Here is a 4580-nt window from a genome sequence, read left to right on the forward strand (position 1 = left end):
CTAACTAACTAACTAACTAACTAACTAACTAACTAACTAACTAACTAACTAACTAACTAACTAACTAACTAACTAACTAACTAACTAACTAACTAACTAACTAACTAACTAACTAACTAACTAACTAACTAACTAACTAACTAACTAACTAACTAACTAACTAACTAACTAACTAACTAACTAACTAACTAACTAACTAACTAACTAACTAACTAACTAACTAACTAACTAACAAAGAATTTACTCCTCTTTAAATAAACGATTCAGTCCAGTAGTCTGCCCTTTCACTTACCGGAATAAAAAAAAATCTAAAACGAACAAACAAACTGCTTACAAAAGAAACATTATAAAATAACAAACAGTCTTTGGGCTGTTTGTTATTTTATCGATAGTATAAATCTCTGACTATGTTCTAATGTTAGATTCAATTATAGACCACCAACACATCTGATATTTGCCAAAAAAGAAAGAGACAATCAGCAGGTAGTCTCTCTTTTTATTCAATAACTAAAATTTATATTCTTTTTGAGGTCGTTACGTCATTATTTTATAAAAACACCTAATCGGTAACCCGACCCGATATCAGTGTTAATAGTGAGAAAAAAAAAGCATTTAGTTTTTATTTTCCATAATGGGCCATAGAAGTCACATCCAATGTAAAAAACTAGTGTTTAAAAAGATCTCTAAATTGATACAGCAAACGTTCCAAAAGTCTTAAATCTTCAGTAACTATATCGGCTTTGCCAATCATTTCCTGCTGGAATTTTATTCTCTTATTATAAGACGTTAATAATCCCTTAGGAAGTAAAACATCAATTAATAAATTTCCATCTTTATCCGGAATGAGTGAAATATTATGTACAATTCCCCTCACCATTCCAAATTCTCTGTCTGGATAATTAAGAAGCCGTATATTAACTTCTTGTCCAATTTTTATTTTCCCTGAATTTTGAGCAGCAGCTTTCAATTTCCCAATATATTCATTTTTTTTTGCAGGAAGAACAGTAAAAACATTATCTCGCGCATTTACCACTTGATTTTTGGACCAAAATTCCAAAAAAGAGATTTTCCCATTAAATGAAGAATAAAAAACATGATTTAATTCCCAATTCTTGATTTCATTTTTAAGATGATAAAAAGATTGAATTAAACTGCGTTCTAAATTCACAACTTCTTTCTCTCCCTCTATTTTAGTAGTTTTTGAATTCTTATTAAGTTCATTAACTGATGATTTTGTTTGAGAAATTGTACTAAGAATACTTTTGTGGCCTCTATAAGCTTGAAGATATTCCAATTTATGTCTATCTAATTCTTGTAAAGAGATAATACCTTTACTGAATAAACTTTCATATCTTTTCAAGTCTTCTTTTAATAAAAATATTTCATTCTGATTAATACTCTCCTGTATTTCTAATAATTTAAGACGCTCCCTTAGTTGTATTAATTCATTATCCTGCGCTTCGCCAAGTACTTTAAACGGATGTAATTTTTTATTTAATTCGTTTGACGTATATTCTTTCTGAAATACTGCAAAAGAAGATTCGATATCCCCCAGCTGTGTTAACTTTACTTTTTCAAATGGAAATCTTTCTACACTGATGTCTATAGTGTCTAAAATACTTTTAAGCAAAAACACATCTGAATAATTTGCTGAGCTTTCAATCACTGCGATTGGCTGTCCTTTGTATACATTACTATTATTACTTACTAGTATAGCTTCAATTTTTCCAGAAATACGGGCAGCTATTTTTTCTGGAGGAATATTGGTTGTAATAATTATTTGCGTTGTAATTATATCCGGATACCTTACTAACCAAGAGATAAATAATAATAACAATAAAGTCATAAACACAATAAAGGATCCATAACGAATAGTCCAATTTGGCATTCGTTGTAATACTTCTTGTATTTCTTCACTTCTAAGTTCGATTTCTTTGTTATCAATCATTTTGTATTTCAAACTTTATATTTTTTAGAAAAATTAATTTCCTAATTCTAATTGATTTTTTACTAATTTGTAATAGCTTCCTTGCTGGCAAACCAACTCATTGTGAGTTCCCATTTCTATAATTTTGCCCTTTTCCAGGACAACAATTTTATCTGCGTTTATAACTGTACTTAATCGATGCGCAATTACAACAACAGTTTTATTTTTAAAAAAGAAGTTTAGTTTTTTCATAATTTCTTTTTCATTATTAGCATCTAATGCAGAAGTGGCTTCATCAAAAAACAGCATTTCAGGATTTTTATAAACTGCTCTTGCAATTAATAATCGCTGTTTTTGGCCGGTACTCATACCGATTCCTTCCATTCCGATTTTGGTATTGAATCCAAGAGGAAATTCATCGATAAAATCTTTGATATTAGCGACATCAGCAGCATAAAGCAGGCGTTTTTTATCAACTATATCAACACCGACTGCTATATTGTTCGCTATTGTATCATTAAATATGTATCCTTCCTGCATTACTGTACCAATGTGGGATCTCCATGTTTTCTGCGCTATTTTTTCAAATGAAATTTTGTTTAAAAAAATATTTCCTGAGTTTGGATTATAAAACTTAAGGAGAAGTTTTATTAATGTTGTTTTTCCACTACCGCTGGTTCCCACGATTGCCGTAATTTTATTAGCTGGAATTATAAGATTCAAGTCCTCTAAAACGTAATTATCCGAACCAGCATATTTAAAGGATAAATCTTTAATGATTATATCTTCATCTTCTGGTATTTCTGTAATTTGTTGTTCACTATCCTGTATCTCATCATCTTTTTCGTGAATTTCAGATAATCTTGCAAGAGATATTTTTGCATCCTGTACTTCTCGTATAAAATTTATCAACTGAACAACAGGACCATTTAGATTACCTACAATACTGCTGATGGCCATCATTATACCAAGAGTAATGCTTCCGTCAATAACTAATTTAGCTGAGAGAAAAATTATTAAAATATTTTTTAGCTCATTAATGAAATTCGATCCTATATTTTGTGTCTGTTCAAGTACTAAACCTTTCAAGGACACTTTAAATAGTCTTGCCTGAATAAACTCCCATCCCCATCTCTTTTGTCTTTCTGCATTATGAAGCTTAATTTCCTGCATTCCATTTATTAATTCTATGACTTTACTCTGTTCTTGAGAAACTTCTGAAAACTTTTTATAATCTAATGTCTTCCGTTTCTTTAAAAACAATATTATCCATAGAAAATACAGCAGACTTCCTGTAAAAAATACAACAAAAATTGTTAAATTGTAATACGCTAATATTGCTCCCATTATTAACATATTGATTGCTGAGAAAAGGACATCCAATGATGATGTTGTCAAAATTTTTTCAATTCTGCGATGATCATTTATCCTTTGCATAATATCTCCTGTCATTCGTACATCAAAGAATGAAATAGGAAGATTCATTAATTTTATAAAGAAATCTGAAATTAAAGAAATATTGACTCTTGCAGAAATATGAAGCAGTATCCAGCTTCGGATTAACTCAAGTACAGTTTTGCCTACAAATAAAAATAACTGGGCAATCAAAATAAGATATATGAAATGTATATTTTGGTTTTGAATCCCGACGTCTACTACGCTTTGAGTCAAAAAAGGAATAATTAACTGCAGAAGACTCCCCGCACTTAAACCTAATATAAGCTGTATTACATAAGATTTATAAGGAATTATGTATTGAAATAAAAAAGAAAAACCGAAAGTTTTATTCTTATCTCCTTCTTGATTGTTCTGATAAAATTTTGGAGATGCCTCAAGTAATAAAGCAATGCCTTCATCAGTTTCATCGTCGGCTTTCTCGTTAATCCAAAATTTTAAAAACTCTTTTTTTGAATATTCTATAATTCCATGTGCCGGATCTGAAATATAATAGATATTGTTTTTTATTTCGTACAAAACGACATAATGATTTGCATTCCAATGAAGTATACAGGGCAATGGGAATTCATCCAGCTTTTTTAATGAAACTTTTACACCTAAAGATCTAAACCCCAATTTTTCAGCTCCATCACTCAATGACATTAGATTACTTCCCTCTCTGTTAGTATCACAAAAATCTCGTAATATCTGGACATTAATAATTCTGCCGTAATGCTTAGAAATTATTTTTAAGCACGTTGGACCGCAGTCTTTGAAATCTGCTTGCTGGTAATGTGGAAATTTTCTCAAGGCTGCAGGGGGTCTTCAAGTAAATCATTAATAAAAAATTCAATATTTTCCATATCGTAAAGATTTGGATACTTATAGCCCGCAATAAAAACTGACGGAGTGTGCACTATATTTGAGTGGAAGCACCAATTGTAATGTGATTTTAATAAATCCATGAAATTGTCATCCAGATCAACATCACCATACTTTTCTAACCATTTATCTGTGTCATTTATTTCAAACCAGCTTTCCAGGGCTTTTTTAAATTCATGCTGTCCTTTTTTGAAGTAAATATTAAACAATGCTAAGTATATCATTCTAATATCCTGCTCTTCATTGTCCCAATCACACTTAAAGATTTATGGTGATTTTTAATGATTCATATTTAGCTGAGTTCATTTTTTAAATATTTTTATAGTACTTGTTT

At 30.0% G+C, this 4580-nt stretch carries 3 protein-coding genes; all 3 read right to left on the minus strand.

What is annotated here, in order from left to right; translation table 11 throughout:
• Positions 1-664 precede the first annotated feature (664 nt).
• The 3 genes from BOW55_RS20450 to BOW55_RS20460 are packed head-to-tail and all read right to left on the minus strand — an operon-like array spanning position 665 to position 4470.
• The gene (locus BOW55_RS20450; RefSeq protein WP_129026290.1) at positions 665-1948 is read right to left on the minus strand and encodes an HlyD family secretion protein; all 1284 of its coding nucleotides are present in this window, start codon (positions 1946-1948) and stop codon (positions 665-667) included.
• A gap of 33 nt (positions 1949-1981) precedes the next feature.
• Positions 1982-4174 carry a peptidase domain-containing ABC transporter gene (locus tag BOW55_RS20455; protein ID WP_129026292.1) on the minus strand — a complete coding sequence of 731 codons (2193 nt, stop codon included), beginning with the start codon at positions 4172-4174 and terminating at the stop codon, positions 1982-1984.
• On the minus strand, positions 4171-4470 hold the full coding sequence (locus BOW55_RS20460; protein WP_129026294.1) for a hypothetical protein: 300 nt from the start codon (positions 4468-4470) through the stop codon (positions 4171-4173). Before BOW55_RS20460 ends, BOW55_RS20455 begins: the two co-directional genes overlap by 4 nt.
• Between the last annotated feature and the right edge of the window lie 110 nt (positions 4471-4580).

This window comes from Flavobacterium sp. YO12 (genome assembly GCF_004119495.1).
In the GTDB taxonomy this organism is placed as follows: domain Bacteria; phylum Bacteroidota; class Bacteroidia; order Flavobacteriales; family Flavobacteriaceae; genus Flavobacterium.